The 2,931-nt window shown below is 71.6% G+C and carries 4 protein-coding genes; all 4 read left to right on the forward strand.

The features are described from left to right. Positions 1 to 688 (forward strand): SPFH domain-containing protein (locus tag GRC12_RS43290; protein ID WP_244374660.1); only part of this gene is annotated, 688 nt, incomplete at its 5' end. A gap of 136 nt (positions 689 to 824) precedes the next feature. Continuing rightward, complete coding sequence (locus GRC12_RS43295; protein WP_208785925.1) at positions 825 to 1,430, forward strand: lytic polysaccharide monooxygenase auxiliary activity family 9 protein; 606 nt, start codon at positions 825 to 827, stop codon at positions 1,428 to 1,430. Between the two features lie 88 nt (positions 1,431 to 1,518). Continuing rightward, positions 1,519 to 1,980 (forward strand): DUF3592 domain-containing protein, encoded by a 462-nt coding sequence (locus tag GRC12_RS43300; RefSeq protein WP_208785926.1) that lies wholly within the window; start codon positions 1,519 to 1,521, stop codon positions 1,978 to 1,980. A gap of 40 nt (positions 1,981 to 2,020) precedes the next feature. Then, the coding region (locus GRC12_RS43305; RefSeq protein WP_208785927.1) for an AMP-binding protein at positions 2,021 to 2,931 on the forward strand (911 nt) is incomplete at its 3' end.

Genomic DNA, 2,931 nt, shown 5'->3' on the forward strand with positions numbered 1-2,931 from the left:
CGCGGGGGCCGGTGCTCTCGGGCTGTTCGGTTTCGGCGGGCTCGCGCGGGGGCGGACCGGGCGGGCCTGGGTGCTCGGTCTGTTCGGGCGGTACCGGGGGACGGTCCGGCGTACCGGGCTGTTGTGGGTCAACCCGCTGCTGCTGCGCCGCCGGGTGGATGTACGGCTGCGGCACTGGCGGAGCGAGCCGATGCCGGCGGCCGACGGGAACGGGGTCGCGCTCAGGGTGGCCGTGCTGGTGGTGTGGCGGGTGCGGGACACCGCACGGGCCGTGCTGGGTGTCGAGGACCACGAGACCTATCTGCGCGAGTGCGTGGAGGCGGGGCTCGCGCGGGTGCCGGTGGAGATGCCGGGCGGCACGCGGGGCTCGGCCGAGGCGGCCGGTGACACGCTGACCCGGCTGGTCGCGGCGGACGCGGCACCGGTCGGGCTCGAGGTGTTCTCCGTCCGGCCGGTGCGCACCGAGTACGCGCCCGAGGTCGCCGCCGCGATGAACCGCCGCCGGATCGCCGCGCTGGACGCACAGCAGCGGGCCGGCATGCTCGCCTCGGTCGTCGACTCGGTGGAGGACACGGTGACCCGGCTGACCGTGCGGGGGCTGGTGGAGCTGGACGACTACGAACGCAAGGCCCTGGTGAAGGACCTCACGGTGGCGTTCTGCGCGGGGCGCGGGGACCAGGGGCCGTGACCGGTCGGGCCGGACCCAGGGGAGGTAACCCAGTCCAGCATTGGTATGGACATGCTCAAGGTGCGGCAATAATCTGGGACTTGGTCTAGACCTGCACCTCTCACGGAACTTCCCCCACGTCTCCAGGAGCGGCAGCATGCGCGGAAAGACCAAGTGGTACGCCGCCGCGCTCGGGCTCACCACGGCCGGGGCCTTCGTGCTCTCGGCCGGCAGCGCGAGCAGCCACGGCTACACCGACCTCCCCATCAGCAGGCAGAAGCTCTGCGCCAACGGCACGGTGACGAACTGCGGCGATATCCAGTACGAGCCGCAGAGCGTCGAGGGTCCCAAGGGCTTCCCGGCCGCGGGACCCGCCGACGGTTCCATCTGTTCCGGCGGCAACGCCCGCTTCTCGCAGCTCGACAAGCCGAAGACCCCCTCCGGCGGAGCCTGGCCCACCACCCGGGTGACGGGCGGTCAGAGCTACACCTTCCGCTGGCAGTTCACGGCCATGCACGCCACGACGGACTTCAAGTACTACGTCACCCGGCAGGGCTGGAACCAGAACCACAACCTGGCCCGCTCCGACCTCAACACCACCCCCTTCCTCACCGTCCCCTACAACGGTCAGCGCCCCCCGGCCACGCTCTCCCACAGCGGCACCCTGCCGTCCGGGCTCAGCGGTCACCATGTGATCGTCGCCGTCTGGACGATCGCGGACACCGGCAACGCGTTCTACGCCTGCTCGGACGTCACGTTCTGAGGTTCTCTTGAGTCCGTGGCCCGGCCGGCGTGGGTAGGTTCCTGCCACGCCGGCCGAACGGGGCCGGCGTACGACCTCGGGGGATGCCATGGAAGCGTTCTTCTACCTCGTGCCCGGGCTCATGATCGCCTTCGCGGTCACCGCCCTGGTCGCACTGCTCCGCCGCGCCCGGCACATCAGCAGCGCCTGGAACAGCGGGCTCACCGCCGAGGCGCGGTGCCTGAACACCTACACCACGACCAGCGGGGGCGGTGAGACCTCCGTGAGCACGACACTGCACCACGTCTACGAGTTCACGACCCGCGAGGGCCGTCCCGTCCGCTTCGAGGAGAGCGACGGGCCGAGCACGATCGTCACCGGTGACGTCGTCATGGTGCGCTACGCGGCCGAGCATCCGGAGCGGGCCACGGCGAAGCCGCCCGCACCCGGGCGGCTCATGGCGGAACAGGGCTGTCTGCTGGCCTTCTTCGGTGTGTTCATCGCCTTCTGTGTCGGGTTCATGGTCGTCGTGCATCTGGGCTTCAGCATCATCGACGAGGTCATGCCGTAGCGCTCCACATCTGACGGACCGTCAACTACCCTGCGGCTCCATGGACTCCAGGAGGCGCACGGTCGCGGAGCTGGTGGCCGGGCGGTGGGGCGACCACCGTCCGGGGCTGTGGTTCGAGGACCAGGTGCTCACCCATCACGAGGTGGCGGCCGGTGCCGCCGCCCGTGCGGCCCTGCTGGCGGACCTCCTGCCGCCCGGCGCGGAGCCGCATGTGGGCGTGCTGCTCGACAACACCCCCGAATACCCGCTGTGGTTGAGCGCGGCGGCCCTCGCGGGAGCGGCCGTCGCCGGGATCAACCCCACCCGCCGCGGCCCCGAGCTGGCCCGGGACATCCTGCACACCGAGTGCCGTCTCCTGGTCACCAGCCACACCCACCTCCCGCTCCTCAAGGACCTCGAACTCCCCAAGGTGCGCCTGCTGTCGACCGACACAGTGGAGTACGCCGACCTGCTCGCGCCGTACTCGGGTGCCGTGCCGGACGCCTCCCGGGCCACGCCCGACGACCGTCTGCTGCTGTACTTCACCTCGGGTTCGACGGGCGCCCCCAAGGCGGCGATCTGCAGTCAGGGCCGGCTGGCCGCCGCCGGGGCTTCGCTGGTCGGGCAGTTCGGGGTGCGGCGCGAGGACGTGCACTACGTCTGCATGCCGATGTTCCACGGCAACGCGGTGATCGCCGACTGGGCGCCCGCGCTGGCGGCCGGGGCGGGGGTGGCGCTCAGGCGGCGGTTCTCGGCGTCCGGGTTCCTGGCGGACGTACGGGGGTTCGGGGCGACGTACTTCACCTATGTGGGCCGGGCCGTGCAGTACATCCTGGCCACCGAGGAGCGTGCCGACGACGCCGACAACCCGCTGCGGCTCGGCTTCGGCACCGAGGCGGGGGCGGTGGACGCGGCGGCCTTCCGGCGGCGGTTCGGGGTGCGGCTGGTGGAGGGGTACGGCTCCTCGGAGGG

This window comes from Streptomyces griseorubiginosus (assembly GCF_017614965.1).
Classification (GTDB): domain Bacteria; phylum Actinomycetota; class Actinomycetes; order Streptomycetales; family Streptomycetaceae; genus Streptomyces; species Streptomyces griseorubiginosus_B.